Below are 22,155 nucleotides of genomic sequence, written 5' to 3'. Positions count from 1 at the left end.
GGAACCCGGGCGGCTCCGGCCCCTCAGCCGGAGACGCTCACCCGCCCGTTCTCGATGTGGCCCATCAGACGGCGGCGGAAACCGGTCCCGGCACCGGGGTCGGCGTCCGTGTCCATACCGCCGTCGGTGGTGACCTCGATGTCGTACCAGCCGTGCGCGTCCGCCGCCGAGTGCACGACGGTCCTGCCGCGGCCCGGCTTCACCGTGATCTGCCGGGTCCAGCCGTCCAGATCGGCCTCGTCGACATAGCCCAGGGGCCGCAGCGTGAACGTGATGGGCCGATCGCCCCTGTTGCGCAGTTCGAGATGGAGATCGCGGTCGTGGTGGTCGACGGTCGAGGAGACCTCCGCGCCGTGTCCGGCCACCGGTCCGGCGAACTCACGGCGGAAGCCGTTCGGCCCGGTGATCGTGAAGCGGTACACGTCACCGGTCAGTCCGGTAAGGGGTACCGTCCATTGCGCCGTGCCCCTTACATCGCGGTGCTGCGGGATCGCGAACTCGCCGGCGTACGGATAGAGCGCGAAGTGCGCGCTCGCGCGCCCGGTGTTGCTGAGCGCGACCTTGAACACCCGCCCCTCGTCCTTCCCTTCGATCCGGCCGTACGCGTCGGTCTGGTACGGCAGCGGCCTGGCCGGGCGTACGCCCTTCTCCTGTACGGGCATCCGCTGCTCGGCGGGCGGTACGGGCCGCCAGCGGCCGGTGAACGGCGGGATCTCCCCCGGCTGTTCGACCTCCGGCAGCCCGCGGCCGCGCTGGAAGTCGAAGGCGGACGTCAGATCGCCGGTGACATTGCGCCGCCACGCGGTGATGTTGGGCTCGTCCACCCCGGTCCACTCCTCCAGGAAGCGGACCACGGAGGTGTGGTCGAAGACCTGCGAGCAGACATAGCCGCCGACGGTCCAGGGCGAGACGACCAGCAGCGGCACCCGCACACCGAGCCCGACCGGCCGGCCCTGCCAGCGCTCGGCGGAGCCGGAGGGGCCCTCGGCGGGCGGCACGGGCGGCGGTACGTGGTCGAAGAAGCCGTCGTTCTCGTCGTAGTTGATCAGTACGACGGTGTGCCGCCAGACGTCGGGGTGCGCGCCGAGCGCGTCGAGCACCTTGTAGACGAGCGTGGCGCTGGCGATCGGCGACGACGAGCCGGGGTGCTCCGAGTCGATCGCCGACGGCACCAGATAGGACACCTCGGGCAGCGTCCCGGCGGCCACATCGGCCCGGAACCGCTCGGCCAGGGTGCCGCTCTCGACCCGCCGCAGCCCGCGCTCGAAGAGCGAGCGCTCGCGCCGGGTCAGCGCGGCGACGCCCTCGTCCAGCGCGGCGAGCAGCCGCTCGCGCTCGGCGGCGTCCTCGGTGTCGCGCACGGCGGCGTAGAAGGCCTCCATGTACGTGAAGCCGGCCGCACCCGTCTGGCCCGGCAGCGCACGCGCCTTGGTGAGCGCCTTGCGGGCGATGTCCTTGAAGGTGGTGAAGAACTCGATGTTGTTGTCGGTGAAGTTGTCCCACTCCGTGTACGTCTGCCAGCTCCGCCCGGCCTTCTCCAGCCGCTCGGCGTAGGTCGGCCACGGATAGCCGGGGTGGGTGGCCTCGTCGTACGCGTCATTGCCCACGGCCCGCCGCCCGTCGGCCTCGAAGCCGGTCCAGCCGCTCCACAGGTGGTTGCGGTTGGGGCTCGTCGACGTGTGGACGGAGGAGTGGTACGCGTCGCAGATGGTGAACGTGTCCGCCAGCTCGTAGTGCAGCGGGAGGTCGTGGCGGTCGTAGTACGCCATGGTGGCGGCGGTCTTGGCGGAGACCCACCGGTCCATCCACCCGTTGTTCCAGGCCGCGGCCCCGCCGTTCCAGGAGTGGTCCAGGTCCCCGATGTACTGGAGGTCCTTCTTCTGTGTCTCGGCCGCGTCCCGGATGGGGAAGGGCAGAACGGTCCCCAGCGGCCCCGGTTGCTCGAAGACGGGCTTCCCGGACGGCAGCTCGACGGCGTTACGGTCCCCGAAGCCCCGCACGCCGCGCAGCGTGCCGAAGTAGTGGTCGAAGGAGCGGTTCTCCTGCATGAGGATCACCACGTGCTTGATCGCCCGCATCCCGCCGGCGGCCGGCTCGGCGGCCAGCGCGGCTTGCAGGGACGGCGGCAGCACGGACCCCACCGCCGCGGTACCCAGGGCGCCGGTGCCGAGGGCGAGCATTCTTCTGCGCGATATCTCCGGAGACATGGCGGCGACGGTAGTGAAGCCCGGTGTCCGCGAGAAGACCCGGCAACGGCCGAGGAGTGAACGTCGAAGGGGGGCGCCCGGAGCGGTGTCGCACGCTCGGGCCCGCCGTACGGCACGCTCGGGCCCGCCGTGCGGCACCCTCCGGCCACCCGACATCCACCGTGACCCCGGAGTCGCGAGCCGCGAACACCGTGTCGGCCGTTCCGCCACCCTTCCCCGAGGCGGGCGTCCCGTCTCATCGGCGGCGATCGTCAGTCGACGGAGTCCATGAACTCCAGCATCCGGCGGTTGATCTCGTCCGCGTGGTCCATCTGTGGTGCGTGACCTGTGTCGGAGATGATCTCTGCCCGGCTTCCCGGTATCAGGCGGGGCACACGCTCCACTTGCCGCCGCGGGTGCAGGAGCAGGCTGCGCTTGCCGACCACGAGGTAGAGCGGGGTGCGGATGGTGGACAGTTCGTCGTCGGTCAGGGGGAGGGGAGCCGGGCGGCGTACGCGGTAGGCGCGGACGGCTGTCCTGACCATGGTGCGCAGCTCCGGCAGGACGAGGACCGGCTGTTCCAGCCAGGCCGCCAGTCGTGGACGGAGGGCCTTGGGAGCGGAGGTCGCGAACAGGCTGACGAAGATCCAGACGAAGAAGCGCAGGCCCACCTTCTCCAGGCCGCCGGGGTCGAGCAGTGTGACCGAGGCGAGTCGGCCGGGTGCGCGGTGCGCCTGGTTCACGCTGAGCCAGCCTCCGTACGAGAGGCCGACGAGATGGACGCGGTCGAGGCCGAGCCCGTCGAGCGTCTCGTCCAGCCACTGCGCGGCCCGTTCGGGCTGGTGGATGGGTGCGCGCTGCACGCTGCGTCCGGGGTCACCCGGGGGTGTCGATGGCGTAGACGGGGCGGTCGGCGCTGAGCGCGGGGGTGTTCGGGTACCAGATGGCGGAGCAGGCGCTCGCCCCGTGCACCAGGACGACGGGGGTGCGTGACCGGGCGGCGGGGTCCGTGGGGCCGTAGTGGTAGACGTGCGTGGTGCCGAAGGAGGTCTCCACGTCCTGTTCCGCGAGCGCCGGTGCGCCCAGGGCGTAGACGGCGTCGCAGGCCGCGAAGTAGCGGTCACGCCAGGCTTCGCTCACGTAGCGGCCGACGTCGGCGCGAGGACGGGCAGCGGTTTCGGGCACAGGCACCTCCGGGTCCGGAATTTTTACGGTACGAACGTACCATGAAAATGGTACAGCTGTACCATCAACGGGTCCCGGCAGGGGCGTACCAGCGGAACGACGAGCGGAGAACAGGCCGATGCCCAAGCGCGTGGATCATGCGGAGCGCCGTACGGAGATCGCCGAGGCGCTCGTCCGGGTCGCCGGAAGGCATGGGCTGCATGCCGTGGGAATGCGCGATGTGGCGGCCGAGGCAGGCGTGTCACTGCGGCTGGTGCAGTACTACTTCGAGACCAAGGAGAAGCTGCTGCTCTTCGGGCTCCAGCATCTGACGGAGAGGTTCGGGGAGCGGGTCACCGCCCGGCTCAAGGCCACCGGGGAACGCCCCGGACCGCGCGCCACGATCGAGGCGTTGCTGATGGTGGCCCTGCCCGCGGACGAGGAGAGCCGCACGTTCCACTCCGTGCTGACCTCGTACGCCACGCTGTCCATCAACGACCCCGCACTCGCCGCCCAGCCCTTCAACAAGGACCCCGACGCCGCCGAGGACACCGTGACCGCACTCCTCCGTCAGGCACGGGAGGCCGGACTCCTCCGGCCCGGCGTGGACCCACGACTGGAGGCGGCCGGACTGCTCGCCATGTCCGCGGGACTCGGCACCGGCATCCTCGTCGGGCAGCGCAGTCCTGAGTCGGCCACGGCGGTCTTGGAACACCACTTGGACCGCGTCTTCCAGGGCGGGTGAGCCGACCACTGCCGCCCTGCGGAAGTGACCGGGCCGGGCCCAAACACCAGGACCGTGCCCAAACGCCAGGGCCGTGCTCAAACACCAGAGCCGGACCCAAACGCCAGGGCCCGGCGGGCGCGCCGGCGTCCGCCCCCGCCGCCCTACTCCCCGTACGGCCACACCAGCAGCACCGGGCACTCCGCGTGGTCGACCACGAACCGGGTCGCCCGGCCCAGGCTGTGCGGCCCCGGGTGGTCGCGCTCCCCGTCGCGCGCGCAGATCAGCAGCGCCACGCCGGCCGCCGCGCGTACGACCTCGTGCTCCACGCGCCCGTGGTGGTCGAGCAGTTCGCAGGGCCGGCCGAGCCGGTGCGCGGCGGCCTCCAGCAGGTCGGCCGCGGCCGTACCCGAGAGGGCTTCGAGCCGGGCGCCGGGGTCGCGGTCGGTCCGGTGGCCACGGCCGAGCAGCCCCGTATAGGCCTGGTGCGCGGCGGCGGCGATCTCGTCGTCACTGACATGGAGCAGCACCACGTGGTCGTGCGGGGCGCGTTCGCGCGCCGCGTCGACACAGGCGGGCCAGGTGGATTCGGTGATCCAGACGAGAACGGTCCTCGGTGGACCGGGCGGCGGTACGGTCACAGCGGTCAGCCTCCGATCAGTAGCAGCGTCCCCCACAGAGCCACGGTCGAGACGACGAGCGTGGCGGGCACGGTCAGCAGACCGAGCCGGGTGAACTGGCCCAGCGCGGGCTCCGTGTCGTGCTCGTGCAGGATGCGCCGCCACAGCAGGGTGGCGAGCGAACCGACATACGTGAGATTCGGCCCGAGGTTGACGCCGATCAGCGCGGCGAGCACCGGTCCCGGCCCCGCGGGCGCGACGACCGGCAGCAGTGCCAGGATCGCCGGCAGGTTGTTGATCAGGTTGGACAGTACGGCGGCGATCGCCGCGATCGCCAGCAGCGAGGAGAGCGACGAGCCGTCCGGCAGCAGCCGGCTGATCCCGGTGTCCAGGCCGTTGTCGACGACCGCCTTGACGACCACGCCGAGCGCGAGGACGAAGAGACAGAACAGCGGGGAGGCGGCCCGGACCAGCCCCGTGAGGGTCGTCCGCTTCTGCCGCAGGGCGCGGGCCGCGAGTACGGCGGCACCGGCGACGGCCGCCCACAGCGGTTCGATCCCGACGAACGAGGTGACCACGAACCCGGCCAGCGTCAGCCCCAGCACCACCAGCGTGAACACCGGCACCTCGCGCCGCTCGTCCGTGCTCGGCGGGTGCGCCCCGGCGGCCAGATCGGCGGCGAAGAAGCGGCGGAAGACGGCGTACTCGACGGCGATCGCGGCCAGCCACGGCAGCGCCATCAACGCGGCGAACCGGGTGAAGGACAGCCCGCTCGCCGTGAACGCCAGCAGATTGGTGAGATTGGAGACCGGCAGCAGCAGGGACGCGGAGTTCGCGAGATGCGTACAGGCGTAGACATGCGGCCGGGGCCGGGCACCGACCCGGGCGGCGGTCGCGAAGACGACCGGGGTGAGCAGCACCACCGTGGCGTCCAGGCTCAGTACGGCGGTGATGACGGCGGCGACGGCGAACACCCCGCCGAGCAGCCGCCGCGGCCGACCGCCGCAGTACCGCGCCACCAGCTCGCCCGCCGCCCTGAACAGGCCTTCCTCGTCACAGAGCTGAGCCAGCACCAGCACCGCCGCGAGGAAGACGACGACGGGCAGCAGCGTGTACGTCTGCGCGCGGGCGTCCTCGGGAGAGACCGCACCGAGAGCGATGACCAGCAGCGCCGCGGGCACGGCCGCGACGGCCTCGGGCAGTCCGCGCGGCCGTACGACGGCGAACGCCAGCACGCCGAGCAGCAGCGCGACGGAGACGATCTCAGCGAGGACGGAGTTCACAAGCCTTCAGACGGTTCACGGGCTTTTACGGGGGAAGGGTCGGCCTCTGCTTCGGTGAACGGTGCTGTGACGAACGAGCGGGGGCGGCGCACCCGACGAGTGCGCCGCCCCCAGTGGCGTCCATACGAACCGGCGTCAGCCCTCGACGTCCGGATTCTCCGCGCCGCGCCCGGTCATTCCGCCGGGGCGAGCCGCTCAAGGATCAGCTCACGTACCCGTGCCGCGTCCGCCTGGCCGCGCGTGGCCTTCATGACCGCGCCGACCAGCGCGCCCGCCGCGGCGACCTTGCCCGCGCGGATCTTGTCGGCGATGGCCGCGTTGCCCGCGATGGCCTCGTCCACGGCCGCGCCGAGCGCGCCCTCGTCGGAGACGACCTTGAGCCCGCGCTTCTCCACGACGGTGTCCGGGTCGCCCTCGCCGGCGAGCACGCCCTCCAGCACCTGGCGGGCCAGCTTGTCGTTGAGATCGCCGGAGGTGACGAGCTCCGCGACCCGTGCGACCTGCCCCGGGGTGATGGGCAGTTCGTCCAGCGCGCGGCCCGACTCGTTGGCGTTCCTGGCCAGCTCGCCCATCCACCACTTACGGGCCTGGTCGGCCGGGGCGCCCGCGTCGATCGTGGCGACGATCGGCTCGATCGCCCCCGCGTTCAGGATCGACTGCATGTCGTGCTCGGAGACTCCCCACTCCTCGCGGAGCCGGTTGCGCCGCACCCGCGGCAGCTCGGGCAGCCCCTGCCTGAGCTCCTCGACCCAGTCACGGGGCGGGGCGATGGGCACGAGGTCGGGCTCCGGGAAGTACCGGTAGTCCTCGGCCTCCTCCTTCACCCGTCCCGAGGTGGTGGAGCCGTCCTCCTCGTGGAAGTGGCGGGTCTCCTGGATGATCGTGCCGCCGGAGTTCAGCACCGCGGCGTGGCGCTGGATCTCGTAGCGGGCCGCGCGCTCCACGCTGCGCAGCGAGTTGACGTTCTTCGTCTCGGAGCGCGTACCGAACTTCTCCCGCCCGTGGGGGCGCAGCGAGAGGTTCACGTCGCACCGCATCTGGCCCATCTCCATCCGGGCCTCGGAGACGTCGAGCGCCTTGATCAGCTCGCGCAGCTCGGCGACGTACGCCTTGGCGACCTCGGGGGCGCGCTCACCCGCGCCCTCGATGGGCTTGGTGACGATCTCGATGAGCGGGATGCCCGCGCGGTTGTAGTCGAGCAGGGAGTGGGACGCGCCGTGGATCCGGCCGGTGGCGCCGCCGACGTGCAGCGACTTGCCGGTGTCCTCCTCCATGTGGGCGCGCTCGATCTCGACGCGGAAGATCTCGCCGTCCTCCAGCTGGACGTCCAGATAACCGTTGAAGGCGATCGGCTCGTCGTACTGGGAGGTCTGGAAGTTCTTCGGCATGTCCGGATAGAAGTAGTTCTTCCGGGCGAAGCGGCACCACTCGGCGATCTCGCAGTTGAGCGCGAGGCCGATCTTGACGGCCGACTCGACACCGATCGCGTTGACGACCGGGAGCGAGCCCGGCATGCCCAGACAGGTCGGGCAGGTCTGCGAGTTGGGCTGGGCGCCCAGCTCGGTCGAGCAGCCGCAGAACATCTTGGTCCTGGTGCCGAGCTCGACATGGACCTCCAGGCCCATGACGGGGTCGTACGTCGCGAGGGCGTCCTCGTACGGCACGAGTTCAGTGACGGTCACAGGTACTTCTTCCTCATCAATGCTTCATCGGTGTCGGCCAGCCAGCGCTGGTAGGAGGACAGCTTTCCGAGTACGGAGAGATCCACTTCGTCGGCGAGGCGGGCGAAGTAATCGCCGGGGTCGGACCGCCGTGCCTTCTTCAGTACGTTCGCCAGCACACGCTTCGGGTGAGCGGGATGGCCGGGCGCCGGGTTTCCCTGTTCCACATCGGCGGGGTGTGGATGCGGATGCGCCGACAGGTCGGCGGCCGGCTGCACCCGGGTCAGCGCGGCCCGGTCCGCCAGTACCCACGATTCGGTCATCATCCGGGGACCGAGCAGCACGGGCGCCGCCGCCCGCTTCGACAGCGCGGAAAGCGCCTCCAGCAGCCCCTGGGCATCCGGAATCTCCTTGTGGTCCCGGTGCACGAAGAGTACGTCGCACCGGTCGGCGAGTTCCGTGGCCGCCCGGAGGAGAGCCTTCGGCTCGGCTGTGCTGTAGACCGGACTCGTCTCGCAGGGAGTGAGCACCTCGGTGGCCTTCAGCGCCCTGGCGTGCAGCGTCTCCTCCAGTTGTCGGATGATCAGCCGTTCGAGGAAGAGCAGATCGCTCGGACCCTCGACGAGCAGCCCGAACCTGAGCAGGCGTACGCGGCTCACGCGATCACCTGCCCCATGGACTCCAGCAGGCGTTTCACCTGCTCGGCCGTGACCGTGTCGCCCGGCTCCTCGTCCGCCGTGGGCGTACGAACGGGACGGGCTCGGGTCACGGTCGAGACGCCCGTGCGTGCCGGGTCGACGTGCGACGCCTGCTCCAGGAGGACCAGGCTTCCCGAAACGTCGTCGCGCAGGGCGGAGAGCAGCACGGGAGAGTGCGTGGTCGCGATCAGTTGGCGGAAACCGTACGTCCGGGTGGCCCGGTCGGCGAGGCCGGGGAAGTCGTCCACATCCCTGCGCAACCGCCTCACCAACTCGGCGATCCGGGTCGGATGCAGGCCGTTCTCGATCTCCTCGACGGCCAGCAGTCCGGCCCGCCGGTCGTCGTACCAGGCGGCCAGCAGTGCGAGGACGCGCATCGTGCCGTCGGACAGCATCGGCGGGGACGTCCAGCCGGTGTGCCGGAACCGTACGTCGAAGTCGTACTCGCCGCGCCGGTCGTCGAACAGTGGCCTGATCCCGGACGCCTCCGGGATCAGCGCGGCCAGATCGGCCTCCATGTCGCGGAGTTCCCCGGGACCGAGTCGCCCCAGCACGGCCGCCAGATTGCTCCCGTCCGGCAGGAGCGTCAGCTCGTCGCTACCGCCGAACGGCCTGCGCATGGCGGCAGGATCGAGCGCGATCCGCTCCCAGGTCTCGATTTCGCGGAGGAGATGCGAGAGCAGCGCCGTCGCCCCCTCGGTGGAGGGCACCTTGTCCTTGAGAGACACCCAGTCGATCCCGGTGCTCTCCACGAACGACTTCCTCGCGGTGAGAAGAGCCGCGCGCAACGGCTGCGGAAGCTCCAGGCGGTCCATCCAGTCCGTGCGTGCGAGGCTGCTCACCCACACCCCGCTGCGCCCACGGCGAACCGTGGCCCTCACGGGTCCTGACGGTTCGCCCTCGCGGTCCACCACCAGCCGTACGACCAGCGGGAGCGGCCCGTGGACGCCCGGCGTGATCATGCCGATCTTGATGGTCAGCTCGGACGCCGTGTAGGCACCGCGCGGCCCGTCGGCGTGATGAAAGAGATCCCGCGCCGCGAGCCGGGGATTATCGCCGTCGAAGACCCTCGGGAGACCCATGGTGACCGTGCGCCGGACGAAGTCCAGGGCGTCCAGGAGGTTCGACTTGCCCGCGCCGTTGACGCCCATCAGCACGGTGCAGGGCCGTACGTCCAGGGCGAAGCCGACGAACGACTTGAAGCCGTCGATCTCGATGCGGGTGATCACCGGGTCACCTCCTTCCGTCGCAACGGTGACAACAGCGGCGGCGGTACGCCGCGGTGTGGTGCCGGGGAGCCCGCCCTGAGCGGGTCCCCGGCAGCCGGTCAGCCCAGCAGAACGTCGTCGTCGCCCAGGCGCTTCAGCTCGCGCAGGAGCAGAGCGACGCCTGTGACGATGGCGGCGGCGGAGACGACCGCGTCGACCAGCCGGAGCGTGTCATTGTCCTTGCGAGCCGTTCTGGCCTGCTTGACGACGCTGATCGCGCCGAACGCGCTGGACCCGATCGACAGATACGTGCCGGCCTTGGACTTCTTGAAGCCCTTGGCCTTGCTCATTGCACTGGTCATAGTGACGGAGCCTCCTCAAGCAGCGGGTGGCCCCACTTTTCCACGAAGGCCGCCTCGACGGCGGCACCGACCTTGTAGAGCCGGTCGTCCTTCATGGCGGGGGCGATGATCTGCAGTCCGACCGGGAGGCCGTCCTCCGGTGCGAGGCCGCAGGGCAGCGACATGGCGGCGTTGCCGGCCAGGTTGGTCGGGATCGTGCACAGATCCGCGAGATACATCGCCATCGGGTCGTCGGCGCGCTCGCCGATCGGGAAGGCGGTGGTCGGGGTCGTCGGGGAGACGATCACATCGACCTGTTCGAACGCCTTCTCGAAGTCCCGGGTGATGAGTGTGCGGACCTTCTGCGCCGAGCCGTAGTACGCGTCGTAGTAACCGGAGCTGAGCGCGTACGTACCGAGCATGATGCGGCGCTTGACCTCGTCGCCGAAGCCGGCCTCACGGGTCAGGGCCGTGACGTCCTCGGCGGACCTCGTACCGTCGTCGCCGACCCGCAGGCCGTAGCGCATGGCGTCGAAGCGGGCGAGGTTCGAGGAGCACTCGGACGGCGCGATCAGGTAGTACGCGGCGAGGCCGAGGTCGAAGGACGGGCAGTCCAGCTCGACGATCTCGGCGCCGAGCCCCTTGAGCAGTTCGACGGACTCGTCGAAGCGCTGGACGACACCGGCCTGGTAGCCCTCGCCGCGGAACTGCTTGACGACCCCGACGCGCATCCCGGCGACCGAGCCGTTGCGGGCCGCCTCGACGACCGGCGGGACCGGGGCGTCGATGGAGGTCGAGTCGAGCGGGTCGTGGCCGGCGATCGCCTCGTGCAGCAGGGCGGCGTCCAGGACCGTACGGGCGCAGGGGCCGCCCTGGTCGAGGGAGGACGAGAAGGCGACCATGCCGTAGCGGGAGACCACGCCGTACGTCGGCTTGACGCCGACCGTGCCGGTCAGCGCGGCGGGCTGGCGGATGGAGCCGCCGGTGTCCGTGCCGATGGCCAGCGGCGCCTGGTACGAGGCGAGCGAGGCGGACGAGCCGCCGCCGGAGCCGCCGGGCACCCGGGTCAGGTCCCAGGGGTTGCCGGTGGGGCCGTACGCGCTGTTCTCCGTGGAGGACCCCATGGCGAACTCGTCCATGTTGGTCTTGCCCAGGATGATGACGTCGGCCGCCTTGAGCTTCTTCGTGAGCGTCGCGTCGTAGGGCGGGATCCAGCCTTCGAGGATCTTGGAACCGACGGTGGTCGGCACGCCCTCGGTGGTGAAGATGTCCTTGAGCGCGAGCGGGACACCGGCCAGCGGTCCGAGCTTCTCGCCCGCCGCCCGCTTCGCGTCCACGGCGCGGGCCTGGGCCAGCGCGCCCTCGCGGTCGACATGGAGGAAGGCGTGGACCTTCTCGTCGACGGCCTCGATCCTGGCGAGATGGGCCTCGGTGACCTCGACGGCCGTGAGTTCGCCGGAGGCGATCTTCGCGGCGATCTCGGCGGCGGTGAGCTTGACGCAGTTCTCGATCTTGCTGTTGTCCGTCATGGCTGTTAGTCCTCCCCCAGGATCTGCGGCACCTTGAAACGCTGCTGCTCCTGGGCGGGGGCGCCGGAGAGCGCCTGCTCGGGGGTGAGCGAAGGACGGACCTCGTCCGCGCGCATGACATTGGTCAGCGGCAGCGGGTGGGAGGTCGGCGGTACGTCTTGGTCGGCTACCTCGGATACGCGGGCGACCGCGCCGATGATGTCGTCGAGCTGTCCGGCGAAGTGATCGAGCTCTTCGGCCTTCAGCTCCAGACGCGCCAGCCGGGCGAGGTGGGCGACCTCCTCGCGCGTAATGCCAGGCATGCAGCGATCCTCAGGGGGTGAGTGTGATTGGTTTTGGCCCAATCCTATGGGGCCGGGCCCCCTGGCCACGAAACGGTTTGCCCTCGCCCCGTTTCAGGGGCCCCGGGAACCCCGTCCCGCAGGCCACGGGAACCCGTCCCGAGGGCCCCCGGCCCGCCCTCACCGCACCCGCTCTCCTCGCCCGCTCTCCTCAGCGGGCGGCCGGCCCGGCAGCCGTCACTGGACCACCTGGCCCGACTGCTCCCGGGCGCGCTCGACGGCGAGCCGGCGGGCGCGCGCCGCCTCCACCTCCGCCGGGCGCTGCCAGCCGCGCTCGCCCCTGGCCAGCAGCCAGGCCGTCGCCTCGTGCGGCGGCATCGCGGCGGCCACCAGCCAGCCCTGTACCGCGTCACAGCCCAGATCCCGCAGCCGCTCCCAGGTCTCGTCGTCCTCGACGCCCTCCGCGACGACCAGCAGGCCCAGTGAGTGCGCCAGATCGACCGTGCAGCGGACGATCTCCGCGTCCTCGGTGTCGACGGCGAGCCTGGCCACGAAGGAGCGGTCGATCTTCAGCTCGCTGACCGGCAGCCGCCGCAGATGCACCAGGGAGGAGTACCCCGTGCCGAAGTCGTCGAGGGACATCTTCACACCGTGCCCGGTCAGCCCCGCGAGGGTGTCGGCCGCCCGCTGGGGGTCCTCCAGCAGGACGTGTTCCGTTATCTCCAGCTGGAGGGAGCCGGCCGGTACGCCGTGCCGGGCCAGCCTCGCCGCCACCGCGCCGGCGAAACCGGGGGTGTGCACGTCTCGCGGGGAGACATTGACCGCCACCGGCACCATCAGGCCCTGGGACCGCCAGCGGGCGACCTGGGCGAGCGCCATCTCCAGTACGTATTCGGTGAGATGAGGCATCAGACCGGAGGACTCGGCGATCGCGATGAAGTCGTCGGGAGGGACCCGGCCGCGCTCCGGGTGCACCCAGCGCACCAGCGCCTCCAGCCCGGCGACCTGGCCGTCGAACCGGACCTTGGGCTGGTAGTGCAGCTCCACCTCGCCCGCGTCCAGCGCGCGGCGCAGATCGCCCAGCAGGCCGAGGCGGTCCGGGGTGTTGGAGTCCCGCTTGGACTCGTAGACCTCCACGCCCGTACGGTCCCGCTTCGCCTGGTACATCGCGACGTCCGCGCGCCGCAGCAGCCCTTCGGCGTCCATCGCGTGCTCGGGATAGACGGCGACTCCGGCGCTCGCCTCCAGGACGAGCGTCAGCCCGTCGAGGTCCAGCGGCGAGGACAGCTCGGCCACCAGATGGCGGGCGACCCGCTGGGCGCTGGTCGTGGAGTCGCAGGTCGGCAGCAGCACCGCGAACTCGTCGCCGCCGAGCCGCGCGGCCTCGGCGCCGCGTGGCAGGGCCAGCCGGAGCCGATCGGCTATCTGCAACAGCAGCCGGTCTCCCGCGAGATGACCGAGCGTGTCATTGACCGAACGGAAGCGGTCGAGGTCGATCAGGACCAGTCCGGCCCTGGCGCCCAGTCCCTCCGCCTCCTCCAGCGCCGACCAGGTGCGCTCCAGCAGCCACTGCCGGTTGGGCAGTTTGGTGAGCGGGTCGCGCAGCTGCTCCTCGGCCCGTGCCCGGGCGATCCAGAGTGTGGAGTCGAGGGCGATCAGCGGGATCGCGAAGAGCGGCAGCAGGACCGGCAGGGACACCGCGACCACACAGATCAGCGGCGCGATACCGAGCAGGGCGACCGCGACCAGACCCTGCCGGTACAGGGCCGTTCGGGCGACGGTCGGCAGCCCGCCGCTCTGCGGGGAGAGCGCGTACCAGAGCAGCATCCGGGTGACCACGAGATGGGCGGCGGCGGCCAGCACGATTTCCACGACGCTGGCGAACCCCCAGTCGAGCGGCTGCCAGGGGTGCTCGACGGTGGGGACCACACCGAACAGCGCGAGGACGAGCGCGGCGGCGCCGATTCCCAGCATGTCCGCCGCGCCGTGCAGGACGCCCAGCCGCCAGCGGTGTCTGCGGGCCACCCCGACCAGCACCACGACGGCCAGCGAGACCAGTCCGGCCGCCACCCAGCCGTAGAGCAGCAGGACGGCCAGGGTGAGGGCGGCGCCGGAGCCCGTGCCGCCCCACCAGCGGTCCCGGCCGAGGGCAACCAGATGGCCCACGATGATGCCGGTCAGCACGGCCAGCGCCCATCCCGATGTGCCACCGGGGAAGAGCGCGTGGCCGTCGCGCACCGTATGGAACAGTCCCGTCGCCAGTACGACGACGGCGAATCCCACCACAAGAGCGGGCGTCCTGGCCGCAAGGCCCGCAATTCGCGCGAATCCGCGCGGGGGTGAGACCGGGGCGGCGCTCTCGGTCGGTTTCATTCCCGTCCCTCTCACAGCCGGCGAAGCCGATGCCACGCGATGTCACGTTGTCATGCACACACGGCCGGAATCACACCACTCAGCCGTTCACGACAGGCGCACCTCTCAACAGTAGGCCGCGGAACGCTCCGACGGGCAGCGCTCTACAGCTGTTGCCCGAATGCGACCTGCCCATCCGTATCCATCTGGTATGCGCCGAACGGGTGAGCTTTGCGGCCCGAATTAGACGGCGTTGGACTCCGCTTTCCGGGGGATTGTCGCGCTACTCCTCGGGGGTGGCCGATGCCTCTTCCGGCCTGATCGCGGCCTCCCTGGCCGCGTCCGGACCCTGTTCGAGCAGGATGGTGAACGCCTGTTCGTCCAGGACCGGAACCTTCAGCTGCATCGCTTTGTCGTACTTCGAACCGGGGTTCTCCCCGACCACCACGAAGCCGGTCTTCTTCGAGACGGCCCCGGTCACCTTCGCGCCACGGGTTTGAAGCGCCTCTTTCGCGCCATCCCTCGTGTATCGCTCCAGCGTGCCCGTGACGACAACCGTCAGGCCCTCCAACGGCCGTGGTGCCTCGTCCTCGCCGGTGCCCTCCTCCTCCATACGTACCCCGGCAGTCCGCCACTTGCGCAGAATCTCGCGGTGCCAGTCGACCTCGAACCATTCCTTGACGGAGGTGGCGATGATCGCCCCCACTCCGTCGACGTCGGCCAGCTCCTTTTCCGTGGCCTGCTCGATCCGGTCGATCGAGCGGAACTCCCTGGCCAGCGCCTCCGCGGCGACCGGCCCGACATGGCGGATGGAGAGCCCGGCGATGATCCGCGCCAGTGGGCGTTCCTTGGCCGCCGCGATGTTCTGAAGCATCGCCAGGGCGTTCTTCTTCGGCTCGCCCTCCTGATTGGCGAAGACCGTGACGACCTTCTCCTCACCGGACTTCGGGTCGCGCTTGGGCAACCCGCTGTCCTGGTCGAGGACATACGCCTTGATGGGCAGCAGCTGTTCGACCGTCAGATCGAAGAGATCGCCCTCGTCCACCAACGGCGGTGTGTCCGGCTCCAGCGGTCTGGTCAGGGCGGCGGCGGCCACATAACCGAAGTTCTCGATGTCCAGGCACTTACGGCCGGCGAGATAGAACAGCCGCTCGCGCAACTGGGCCGGGCAGGTGCGGGCGTTGGGGCAGCGGAGGTCGATATCGCCCTCCTTCATGGCCCGCAGCTCCGTACCGCACTCGGGACACACCGCCGGCATCTCGAACTCGTACGCGTCCTCGGGCCGCAGATCGATGACCGGGCCGAGAATCTCCGGGATGACATCGCCGGCCTTGCGGATCACGACCGTGTCACCGATCCAGACGCCCTTGGCCTTCACCACGTCCTGGTTGTGCAGTGTGGCGAACTCGACCTCGGACCCGGCGACCGTGACCGGCTCGACCTGCGCGTACGGCGTGACGCGCCCGGTGCGGCCGACACCCACCCGGATGTTCACCAGCTTGGTGTTGACCTCCTCGGGCGCGTACTTCCAGGCGATCGCCCAGCGCGGGGCGCGCGAGGTGGAGCCCAGCCGGCCCTGGAGGGGGATCTCGTCGAGCTTGACGACCACACCGTCGATCTCGTGCTCCACGGAGTGGCGGTGCTCGCCGAAGTACGCGATGAACTCCCGTACCTCCCCGATCGATCCGACCACCTTGTTGTGCCGGGCGGTCGGCAGCCCCCACCCGCGCAGCAGGTCGTACGCGTGCGAGAGGCAGTCGATGTCGAAGCCCTCGCGGGCCCCGATGCCGTGCACCACCATGTGCAGCGGGCGCGTCGCGGTGATCTTGGGATCCTTCTGGCGCAGTGAGCCCGCCGCCGCGTTGCGCGGGTTGGCGAACGGCTTGTCACCGGCCGCCACCAGACGCGCGTTCAGCTCCTGGAACGCCTCCATCGGGAAGTACACCTCGCCGCGGATCTCCACCAGATCCGGCACGCGCTCGCCCGTCAGCCGGTGCGGGATCTCGGCGATCGTACGGACGTTGGGCGTGATGTCCTCGCCCGTACGGCCGTCGCCGCGGGTGGCGGCGCGGGTCAGTCTGCCGTGCTCATAGGTGAGATTGACCGCGAGCCCGTCGACCTTCAGCTCGCACAGGTAGTGGAAGCCGGGCGTGCCCACATCCCTGGCGACCCGGTCGGCCCAGGTCGCCAGCTCCTCGTCGTCGAACGCGTTGTCCAGGGAGAGCATCCGCTCGCGGTGCTGGACCGCGGTGAAGTCCGTCTCGTACGCCCCCGCGACCTTCTGGGTCGGCGAGTCGGGCGTGCGCAGCTCCGGATACTCCTCCTCCAGCGCCTCCAGCGACCGCAGCAGTGTGTCGAACTCGCCGTCGCTGATGACCGGCTGGTCCTTCACGTAATACCGGAAGCGGTGCTCCTCGATCCGCTCGGCGAGTTGGGCATGCCGCTCCCGTGCCTCGGCGGGCACCGCCGTCCGCTGTTCGCCAGCCACCGTTTCGTCCTCCCGTTCACCATGACCCGTCATCCGGATCGTCACTCAGGGTTGTCCACGAGGGATCTCGCGGCCCTGACGCAGTGCGCCATGGCGGCGCGCGCGTACGCGGGAGAGGCCCCCGCGAGCCCGCACGACGGGGTGAGCACCACGGACTCCGCGAGAGTCCCCGGATTCAGCCCCAGCCTGCGCCACAGCGTCCTGACACCCATGACGCTACCGGCAGGGTCTGACAACGGGCCGTCGGTGCCCGGGACGATTCCGGCGAAGAGTTTCGTTCCGCCCTCGACCGCCTCACCGATGGTCTCCTCGTCACGCTCGGTGAGCAGACCGAAATCGAACGAGACCGCCGCCGCGCCCGCCCGCCTCAGCAGGGCGAACGGAACGTCGGGCGCGCAGGAGTGCACGACCGCCGTCCCGGCGCTGAGCGCGGTCACCTCGCGCAGCGCGCTCTCCACGATCTGGCGGTCCACCGCGCGGTGCGTGCGGTAGCCACTGGCCGTCCTGACGTGTCCGCGCAGTACGGCGGTGAGGGACGGCTCGTCGATCTGGAGCACCGGTACGGCGCCGGGCACCCGGCGCCGTACCTCCGCGAGATGCGCGGTCAGCCCCTCCACCAGCGAGCCGGTCAGATCCCGGCAGGCTCCGGGGTCGCCGAGCGCCGACTCGCCGTTGCGCAGCTCCAGCGAGGCGGCCAGCGTCCACGGCCCGACGGCCTGGACCTTGAGCGGGCCCTCGTACCCCTGGGTGAACTCCTCCAGCGCGTCGAGGTCCTCGCCCATCCAGGACCAGGCCCGTTTGGTGTCACGGCCCGGCCGGTCACCGATCCGCCAGCCGCTGGGCTCCACACGCGCGTAGACCTCGACGAGCAGCCCCGCCGTGCGGCCGATCATGTCGGCGCCGGGGCCGCGTGCGGGCAGCTCGGGCAGATGCGGGAAGTCCTCGAAGCTACCGGTGACGGCCTTGGCGGTCTCCCGGGCGTCGCCGCCGGGCAGGGAACCGATCCCCGTGGCGGCTCCCCAGACCGCCCTGGCCGGCTCGGCCACAGGCCCGGTCGCAGGCCCGGTCACAGGCTCGTTCCGCGAGTCGTCCATCAGCGCGCTCACCGGCCCGGCCGTACGGTCACGTCGTCGATCCGCGCGTCGCGCGGCAGGTCGAGCGCCGCGAGGATCGTCGTCGCCACGGACCCGGGGTCGATCCAGCGGCCGGGGTCGTACTCCTTGCCCTCCTGCTGGTGGACCTTGGCCTGCATGGGGCTCGCCGTACGGCCCGGATAGACGGAGGTCACCCGCAGACCGCTCGCCCGCTCCTCCTCGCGCAGCGCGTCGGCGAGCGCCTTGAGGCCGTGCTTGGACGCGGCGTACGCCCCCCACTCGGCGTGCGCGCTGAGCCCGGCTCCCGAGTTGACGAAGATCACCTGGCCGTGGGAGACCCGGAGTTGGGGCAGCAGGAGCCGGGTCAGCTCGGCGGGGGCGACCAGGTTCACATTCAGCTGGTGGTGCCAGGTCTTGGGGGTCAGGTCCCCGACAGGCCCCAGGTCGACGACGCCCGCGATGTGCAGCAGCGAGTCGAGCCGGTCCGGCGGCGACTGCTGAGCGAGCGCCCAGGAGAGCCGGTCCGGGTTGGCGAGGTCGCCGACGAGGGTACGGGCGCCGGGGAAGGCGGATCCGAGGTCCTTGGCGCGGCCGGCGTCACGGGCGAAGAGAATCAGGTCGTCGCCGCGCTCGTGCAGCCGGCGCGCGACAGCGGCGCCGATGCCGGAGCCCGCACCGGTGATCAGATGGGTAGCCATGCGGTCATGGTCGCATCACCGCGCCCCGATCACTGAACGCCCGCGGACTCCTCAAGATAGGCGAGCGCACTCACCCCGTCCTCGGCGAAGAACACCAGGTCGGTGAGGGGAAGCGGCAGGAAGCCGTCCTCGTCCATCCGCCGGAACTGCTGCTTGAGTCCGTCGTAGAAGCCGGCCGTGTTGAGCAGCACCACGGGCTTGGTGTGCAGGGCGTGCTTCTTGAGCTCCAGGATCTCGGTGGCCTCGTCCAGCGTCCCCGCACCACCGACCATGATCACGACCGCGTCGGACTTGGCGAGCAGCAGGGCCTTGCGTTCGGCGAGGTCCTTGGCGATCACCATCTCGTCGGCGTTCGGGCGGGCCACCTCGCTGAGGAAGTCCACGGAGACTCCGACGAGTCGCCCGCCCGCCTCCTGCACCCCGTCGGCGACCACTTTCATCAGTCCGCTGTCGGAACCGCCCCATACGAGGGTGTGGCCGCCCTTGCCGATCAGTTCGGCGAATTCTCGGGCGGGGCGGGTGTAGCGCTCGGGGAGATCGGCGGCGGAGAGGAAGACACAGATATTCATGAGGTAAACGGTACGGGCGGGAAGAGCGCGCCATGGATCGTTGCTGAAGGTACGGAGGGACCGAACAGCGGGACCGAGCGGGTGATGACCCGCACCAGCGAAGGGGCGGAGCACCATGAGCACTGGCACTGGCACTGGCACTGGCACTGGCACTGGACACCGCATCACGATCGAACAGGGCACGGAGCATGTACGGGTCGTACGTGACGGCCGGATCATCGCGGAGAGCCGGCGCCCGCTGCTCCTGCGCGAGACCGGCTCTCCGGTCCGCTACTACCTCCCGCCCGAGGACGTGCGCACCGATCTGCTGACGCCCTCCGACACCTCCACCCACTGCCCGTTCAAGGGCGACGCCTCGTACTGGTCGCTGCCCGGCGCGCCGGATCTGGTCTGGGCGTACCCCACGCCCAAGGCCGAGGTCGCACGGATCAAGGACCACTTCTGCTTCTACGACACGGAGGTCGTCGGGGACACGGAGGTCGTCGGGGCCTGAGAAAAACTTCCTCCGCGAGCGATGAGTTGCGCCGGGCACGCCGGTCTGAGTCGGTATGAACAATGTGTGCACGGTGACATCGGGGGACGGCACCCCGATCGCGTACCGGCGGTCGGGGGACGGCCCGCCGGTGATTCTGGTGGGGGGCGCGCTCAACACCGCCGAATCCGATGCCCCGCTGGCCAAGCTGCTCGCGCCGCGCTTCGGCGTGATCACCTACGACCGGCGCGGGCGCGGCGCCAGCGGCGAGAGCGGTCCGTACGCCGTGGAGCGGGAGACCGAGGATCTGGCCGCGCTCCTTGAGGTGGCGGGCGGGAGCGCGTCCGTGTACGGCGCTTCCTCGGGCGCCGCCCTGGTCCTGGAGGCGACGGCCGCGGGCCTGCCGATCACCCAATTCGCCGTGTACGAGCCCCCGTACGCCACCGATCCGGCCGAGCTGCCGGGCAACAGGGCCTACCGCGATCGGCTCGTGGACCTGCTGGCGCGTGGGCGGCGTGGCGAGGCGGTGGAGCTGTTCCTCTCGCTGGTGGGGACGGTGCCCGAGATGATCGCCCGCCTGCGCCAGTCCCCGATGTGGCCGGATCTGGCCGCGCTGGCGCACACCCTGGCGTACGACAGCGCCGTACTGGGACCGGGGCTCATCCCGGCCGACCGGCTGGCGACGATCAGGACGCGCGCGATGGTGGTGGACGGCGGCGCCAGCCCGCTGCCGCTGCGCGACGCCGCCCGCGCGGTGGCCCAGGCCCTCCCCCGTGGCCGGCACCGCACGCTGACGGGTCAGACGCATGAGGTGGCGCCCCATGTGCTGGCACCGGTCCTGGAGGAGTTCTTCGCGGCGTAAGAGGCCGCCCCGCCTATCCGCGCGGTCTCCAAGGCTTCTGGCCGGCGGCTGTTCGCCGGCGGCTTTTCACCGGCGGCTTTCCGGCAAAAACGTGATTCCCGGCCAATGGGTCACTGGGGTAGCCCACCCGACGGGTGGTACTTGACGTGGGCATGACCACTCGATAGGAGTAGTGCGTTCAACTCGCGTAGACCCCCACTCGCGCCCCACGGATCCGCTCAGGCGGAGACCGCGAAACGGCCAGGAGGAAGCATGTACCGACGATCGACGCCGGGGAACAGGCCGTGGCGGAGAACGCCGTCGAAAAGAACGGCGCTGTCCGCACTCGGTGGCCTGGTCACCACGGTGCTCCTCGCCACGGCCCAGTCCGCGGGCGCCGCGCCCGCGCCCGTCACCCCGTCGGACCGGGACGGCATGAGCCGGGCCTTCACCCGGGCCGCGGCCGAATTCGAGGTCCCCCGGGACCTGTTGGTGGCCGTCGGGTACGGCGAGACACACCTCGACGGGCACCGGGGCGAACCCAGCCAGGCCAACGGCTACGGGGTGATGCACCTGGTGAGCAACCCCACGAACCGCACCCTGGAGAAGGCCGCCGAGCTGACCGGCGAGCGGAGCACCGAGCTGCGCGAGGACACGGCGGCGAACATCCGCGGCGGCGCGGCCGTACTGCGCGCCTACGCCGACGGGCTGGGGCTGGACAGCACGGAGCGCGGCAGCCTCGACGAGTGGTACCCGGTGGTCGCGCGGTACGGCGGGGCGAGCGACGTCCGCACCGCGCGGCTCTACGCCGACACCGTCTACACGCTCCTCGCGCGGGGCATCGACGCGGACGTCGCGGGTGGCGAGAGCGTCACCGTACGGCCCCGCGCCGTCGAGCCCGAGCGCGGCCCGTACGCGGACGCGGATCCGCGTCGCGCCGCACTCTCCCCGGACTATCCGGACGCGGCGTGGGTGCCGGCCAACTCGGCCAATTACGCGGCCGGCCGGTCCGCGTCGATCACCAGCGTGGTCATGCATGTCACACAGGGCTCGTACGCCGGGACCATCAGCTGGTTCCAGAACCCGTCCTCGCAGGTCAGCTCGCACTACGTGGTCCGCTCCTCGGACGGCGCCGTCACCCAGATGGTCCGCGACAGCGACACCGCCTACCACGCCCGCTCGGCCAACTCCTCCAGCCTGGGGATCGAGCACGAAGGCTTCGTCGACAACCCGAGCTGGTTCACCGACTCGATGTACCGGTCGTCGGCCGCCCTCACCAAGTACCTCTGCGACCGGTACGGCATACCCAAGGACCGGGCGCACATAGTCGGCCACGCGGAGGTGCCGGGCAACGACCACACCGATCCGGGACCGAACTGGAACTGGACCTACTTCATGCAGCTGGTGGGAGGCAGCACCGGCGGCGGGGGCGGCGGAAGCGTCCAGCTCGGCTTCCCCTCGTACGACACGCTGCGCTCCGGTTCCACCGGCGCCCAGGTGAAGGCCGCTCAGACCCTGCTGAACCAGCAGGGCCACGACGCCGGCACCGCGGACGGTGTCTTCGGCACCCGGACCACGAGCGCGGTCACCTCCTTCCAGACCGGCCGCGGGCTGCCCTCGGACGGCGTCGTCGGCGCCCGCACCTGGACGGCCCTGCTCGCCGCGGGGACCGCCTCCGTGGTGCGGGAGGGAAGCACGGGCGCCGTAGTGGAGCGTCTTCAGCGCGCGTTGACGGCGGCCCTCGGCCGGACCGTGTCCATCGACGGCCAGTTCGGGCCGAACACGACGCAGGCCGTCCGCGACTACCAGGGCGGCCGTGGTCTGACCGTAGACGGCATCGCCGGTCCCGCGACGTGGTCGGCCCTTCAGGCGGGCCGGTAGGCGCCGCCTCCCCCGAATCCGGCCGCGACGTCCGCGCCGACCGCTCCGACCGCTCCGACCGCGCG

The 22,155-nt window shown here is 70.8% G+C and carries 18 protein-coding genes and 1 pseudogene; 4 read left to right on the top strand and 15 right to left on the bottom strand.

Going from position 1 to position 22,155, the window contains the following annotated elements; all coding sequences use genetic code 11:
* Positions 1-23 precede the first annotated feature (23 nt).
* Together ACFRMN_RS20765 and ACFRMN_RS20760 are read right to left on the bottom strand one after the other, a co-directional pair.
* Positions 24-2,207 carry a phosphocholine-specific phospholipase C gene (locus tag ACFRMN_RS20765; RefSeq protein WP_383021565.1) on the bottom strand — a complete coding sequence of 728 codons (2,184 nt, stop codon included), beginning with the start codon at positions 2,205-2,207 and terminating at the stop codon, positions 24-26.
* Between the two features lie 251 nt (positions 2,208-2,458).
* A pseudogene (locus tag ACFRMN_RS20760) lies at positions 2,459-3,371 on the bottom strand (alpha/beta fold hydrolase).
* A gap of 118 nt (positions 3,372-3,489) precedes the next feature.
* Between ACFRMN_RS20760 and ACFRMN_RS20755 the strand changes: the two are divergent.
* Positions 3,490-4,095 carry a TetR/AcrR family transcriptional regulator gene (locus ACFRMN_RS20755; protein ID WP_383021563.1) on the top strand — a complete coding sequence of 202 codons (606 nt, stop codon included), beginning with the start codon at positions 3,490-3,492 and terminating at the stop codon, positions 4,093-4,095.
* Between the two features lie 143 nt (positions 4,096-4,238).
* Here ACFRMN_RS20755 and ACFRMN_RS20750 read toward each other — a convergent pair whose 3' ends face one another.
* From ACFRMN_RS20750 to ACFRMN_RS20690, 13 genes are all read right to left on the bottom strand, one after another.
* Positions 4,239-4,715, bottom strand: a complete 477-nt coding sequence (locus tag ACFRMN_RS20750; RefSeq protein WP_383021560.1) for a universal stress protein — start codon at positions 4,713-4,715, stop codon at positions 4,239-4,241.
* 5 nt (positions 4,716-4,720) lie between these two features.
* A complete protein-coding gene (locus ACFRMN_RS20745) occupies positions 4,721-5,977 on the bottom strand; it encodes an SLC13 family permease (protein WP_383021557.1) in 1,257 nt (418 codons plus the stop codon).
* Between the two features lie 173 nt (positions 5,978-6,150).
* Positions 6,151-7,659 carry an Asp-tRNA(Asn)/Glu-tRNA(Gln) amidotransferase subunit GatB gene (gene gatB / locus ACFRMN_RS20740; protein WP_383021554.1) on the bottom strand — a complete coding sequence of 503 codons (1,509 nt, stop codon included), beginning with the start codon at positions 7,657-7,659 and terminating at the stop codon, positions 6,151-6,153.
* On the bottom strand, positions 7,656-8,297 hold the full coding sequence (locus ACFRMN_RS20735; RefSeq protein ID WP_383021553.1) for a hypothetical protein: 642 nt from the start codon (positions 8,295-8,297) through the stop codon (positions 7,656-7,658). The genes gatB and ACFRMN_RS20735 overlap by 4 nt, the downstream gene beginning before the upstream one ends.
* Positions 8,294-9,565 (bottom strand): AAA family ATPase, encoded by a 1,272-nt coding sequence (locus tag ACFRMN_RS20730; RefSeq protein ID WP_383021550.1) that lies wholly within the window; start codon positions 9,563-9,565, stop codon positions 8,294-8,296. Before ACFRMN_RS20730 ends, ACFRMN_RS20735 begins: the two co-directional genes overlap by 4 nt.
* A gap of 98 nt (positions 9,566-9,663) precedes the next feature.
* Entirely contained in the window at positions 9,664-9,906 is a 243-nt protein-coding gene (locus ACFRMN_RS20725) for a hypothetical protein (protein ID WP_383021548.1), read from the bottom strand.
* A complete protein-coding gene (gatA, locus tag ACFRMN_RS20720; protein WP_383021545.1) occupies positions 9,903-11,414 on the bottom strand; it encodes an Asp-tRNA(Asn)/Glu-tRNA(Gln) amidotransferase subunit GatA in 1,512 nt (503 codons plus the stop codon). The genes ACFRMN_RS20725 and gatA overlap by 4 nt, the downstream gene beginning before the upstream one ends.
* 5 nt (positions 11,415-11,419) lie before the next feature.
* Entirely contained in the window at positions 11,420-11,716 is a 297-nt protein-coding gene (gatC, locus tag ACFRMN_RS20715; RefSeq protein WP_010984178.1) for an Asp-tRNA(Asn)/Glu-tRNA(Gln) amidotransferase subunit GatC, read from the bottom strand.
* A 216-nt stretch (positions 11,717-11,932) separates the two neighbouring features.
* Positions 11,933-14,068 carry a putative bifunctional diguanylate cyclase/phosphodiesterase gene (locus ACFRMN_RS20710; RefSeq protein ID WP_383021542.1) on the bottom strand — a complete coding sequence of 712 codons (2,136 nt, stop codon included), beginning with the start codon at positions 14,066-14,068 and terminating at the stop codon, positions 11,933-11,935.
* Positions 14,069-14,330: 262 nt separating this feature from the next.
* A complete protein-coding gene (gene ligA / locus ACFRMN_RS20705) occupies positions 14,331-16,568 on the bottom strand; it encodes an NAD-dependent DNA ligase LigA (protein WP_383021733.1) in 2,238 nt (745 codons plus the stop codon).
* Positions 16,569-16,576: 8 nt separating this feature from the next.
* The gene (locus ACFRMN_RS20700) at positions 16,577-17,641 is read right to left on the bottom strand and encodes a methionine synthase (RefSeq protein WP_383021539.1); all 1,065 of its coding nucleotides are present in this window, start codon (positions 17,639-17,641) and stop codon (positions 16,577-16,579) included.
* Positions 17,638-18,327, bottom strand: coding sequence for an SDR family oxidoreductase (locus tag ACFRMN_RS20695; RefSeq protein ID WP_383021537.1), 690 nt, complete (start codon positions 18,325-18,327; stop codon positions 17,638-17,640). Before ACFRMN_RS20695 ends, ACFRMN_RS20700 begins: the two co-directional genes overlap by 4 nt.
* Before the next feature lie 29 nt (positions 18,328-18,356).
* On the bottom strand, positions 18,357-18,896 hold the full coding sequence (locus tag ACFRMN_RS20690) for a TIGR00730 family Rossman fold protein (protein ID WP_383021534.1): 540 nt from the start codon (positions 18,894-18,896) through the stop codon (positions 18,357-18,359).
* 115 nt (positions 18,897-19,011) lie between these two features.
* Here ACFRMN_RS20690 and ACFRMN_RS20685 point away from each other — a divergent pair, with 115 nt between their 5' ends.
* The 3 genes from ACFRMN_RS20685 (at position 19,012) to ACFRMN_RS20675 (ending at position 22,090) form a co-directional block, all read left to right on the top strand.
* Positions 19,012-19,389 carry a DUF427 domain-containing protein gene (locus tag ACFRMN_RS20685; protein WP_383021531.1) on the top strand — a complete coding sequence of 126 codons (378 nt, stop codon included), beginning with the start codon at positions 19,012-19,014 and terminating at the stop codon, positions 19,387-19,389.
* Positions 19,390-19,453: 64 nt separating this feature from the next.
* Positions 19,454-20,230, top strand: coding sequence for an alpha/beta fold hydrolase (locus ACFRMN_RS20680; protein ID WP_383021731.1), 777 nt, complete (start codon positions 19,454-19,456; stop codon positions 20,228-20,230).
* Positions 20,231-20,482: 252 nt separating this feature from the next.
* Entirely contained in the window at positions 20,483-22,090 is a 1,608-nt protein-coding gene (locus ACFRMN_RS20675; RefSeq protein WP_383021528.1) for an N-acetylmuramoyl-L-alanine amidase, read from the top strand.
* Positions 22,091-22,155 lie beyond the last annotated feature (65 nt).

This window comes from Streptomyces sp. NPDC056835, from assembly GCF_042789485.1.
Lineage (GTDB): Bacteria > Actinomycetota > Actinomycetes > Streptomycetales > Streptomycetaceae > Streptomyces.
Note: the sequence above shows the minus strand (reverse complement) of the source record. Positions and strands in the feature narration are given on the sequence as shown.

Bases quoted from the DNA above. Each gene is read 5' to 3' on its own strand.
- ligA (WP_383021733.1), bottom strand. From the start codon at position 16,568: ATGACGGGTCATGGTGAACGGGAGGACGAAACGGTGGCTGGCGAACAG.
- ACFRMN_RS20755 (WP_383021563.1), top strand. From the start codon at position 3,490: ATGCCCAAGCGCGTGGATCATGCGGAGCGCCGTACGGAGATCGCCGAG.
- gatA (WP_383021545.1), bottom strand. From the start codon at position 11,414: ATGACGGACAACAGCAAGATCGAGAACTGCGTCAAGCTCACCGCCGCC.
- ACFRMN_RS20765 (WP_383021565.1), bottom strand. From the start codon at position 2,207: ATGTCTCCGGAGATATCGCGCAGAAGAATGCTCGCCCTCGGCACCGGC.
- ACFRMN_RS20725 (WP_383021548.1), bottom strand. From the start codon at position 9,906: ATGACCAGTGCAATGAGCAAGGCCAAGGGCTTCAAGAAGTCCAAGGCC.
- ACFRMN_RS20695 (WP_383021537.1), bottom strand. From the start codon at position 18,327: ATGGCTACCCATCTGATCACCGGTGCGGGCTCCGGCATCGGCGCCGCT.
- ACFRMN_RS20710 (WP_383021542.1), bottom strand. From the start codon at position 14,068: ATGAAACCGACCGAGAGCGCCGCCCCGGTCTCACCCCCGCGCGGATTC.
- ACFRMN_RS20690 (WP_383021534.1), bottom strand. From the start codon at position 18,896: ATGAATATCTGTGTCTTCCTCTCCGCCGCCGATCTCCCCGAGCGCTAC.
- ACFRMN_RS20675 (WP_383021528.1), top strand. From the start codon at position 20,483: ATGTACCGACGATCGACGCCGGGGAACAGGCCGTGGCGGAGAACGCCG.
- gatC (WP_010984178.1), bottom strand. From the start codon at position 11,716: ATGCCTGGCATTACGCGCGAGGAGGTCGCCCACCTCGCCCGGCTGGCG.
- ACFRMN_RS20685 (WP_383021531.1), top strand. From the start codon at position 19,012: ATGAGCACTGGCACTGGCACTGGCACTGGCACTGGCACTGGACACCGC.